Source organism: Pseudomonas proteolytica (assembly GCF_007858275.1).
In the GTDB taxonomy this organism is placed as follows: Bacteria; Pseudomonadota; Gammaproteobacteria; order Pseudomonadales; family Pseudomonadaceae; genus Aquipseudomonas; species Aquipseudomonas proteolytica.
The window spans coordinates 1-1,288 of the sequence record NZ_VFEV01000086.1 but is presented as its reverse complement, the minus strand read 5'-3'; the positions used below and the strand labels follow the sequence as shown (position 1 = coordinate 1,288).

At 53.4% G+C, this 1,288-nt stretch carries 1 protein-coding gene; it reads left to right on the top strand.

Annotated elements, in window-relative coordinates; all coding sequences use genetic code 11:
* The first annotated feature begins 88 nt into the window (after positions 1-88).
* Positions 89-1,237, top strand: coding sequence for an integrase core domain-containing protein (locus FIV38_RS29780; RefSeq protein ID WP_070996713.1), 1,149 nt, complete (start codon positions 89-91; stop codon positions 1,235-1,237).
* Positions 1,238-1,288: the final 51 nt, after the last annotated feature.

The following is a 1,288-nucleotide window of genomic DNA, read 5'->3' as shown; positions in this document are numbered from 1 at the left end:
GTCCCGGTACAAACCGGGGACATCGTTTACATTTCTAACCGGGGACATGGTTTACAGGTTAATACGCATGGTCAGGAGGTATCTGATCATGCCCTGGAACCAAGAGTCCCCCATGAATCAACGAATCAAACTGGTCGCTGACTGGCTTTCTGGCAACTACACGAAAACCCAGTTGGCACACCGATTCAATGTGAGTCGGCCTACGGTCGATAAATGGATTGCCCGGCATGACGGCGATTTGAAGTCGTTGTCCGAGCTCTCCCGACGACCTCATAACAGTCCAAACAAAACTGACGATGAGATCTTGGCCCGCGTGGTGGCCATGAAGGAAGCCCACGATAAATGGGGGCCTAAGAAGCTTCTCGAGCTATTGCGAATCGAGGATCCAACCATCGCCTGGCCTGCCCCCAGCACGGCAGGGCAATGGCTTGATCGGCTTGGATTGGTCAGCAAACGGCGCTTCAAGCGTCGACACGGCACTTCCCACGCCCCAATGCGAGAAGCCAACGAGCCCAACAAGACGTGGTGCGCTGACTACAAAGGGCAATTCAAGATGCTTAACGGGCAGATGTGCTTTCCTTTGACCGTGACTGACCACGCATCGCGCCTGATTCTGGCGTGCAGGGCCCACCCCAAGATCATGACACAGCCTGTAAAACAGGCATTTGAGAGGCTTTTTCAGGAATACGGCATGCCGCAAGTCATTCGTTCTGACAACGGTGTTCCATTCGCCTCTCCTGGTCTGGCAAGAATGTCTACATTGGCGGTTTGGTGGATCCGTCTGGGCATCTACCCCGAGCGAATCATGCCTGGAAGACCCGCGCAGAACGGTCGCCACGAGCGAATGCACCGCAGCTTGAAATTCGAGTTGCCTTTAGGACGCGATTTGCTTGAGCAACAGCTGTTGCTGGAGCATTTCAGGAATGAATTCAATTACATACGACCACACGAAGCGCTCGGGATGAAACGTCCGGGAGAGTTGTATGTGCCATCCACTCGGCCTTACCCCGGATGCTTACCCGCAGTGGAATATCCGGCAGACATGCAGGTTCGAAGTGTCAGGCAGGACGGTTCTATCTTGTGGAAGAACAAGCTGATATTTGTCAGCGAGGCTTTATCTGGAGAACGGATAGGGCTTAAAGAGGCTGAAGAGGATGTTTGGGATCTGTACCTATGTGACTATCCCTTGGGCAGACTTGGACGCGGCAAGAGCCGCATCCAAGCTTCAAATGTGTAAACGATGTCCCCGGTTTCAGATGTAAAGGATGTCTACGGTTCTACACCCCCG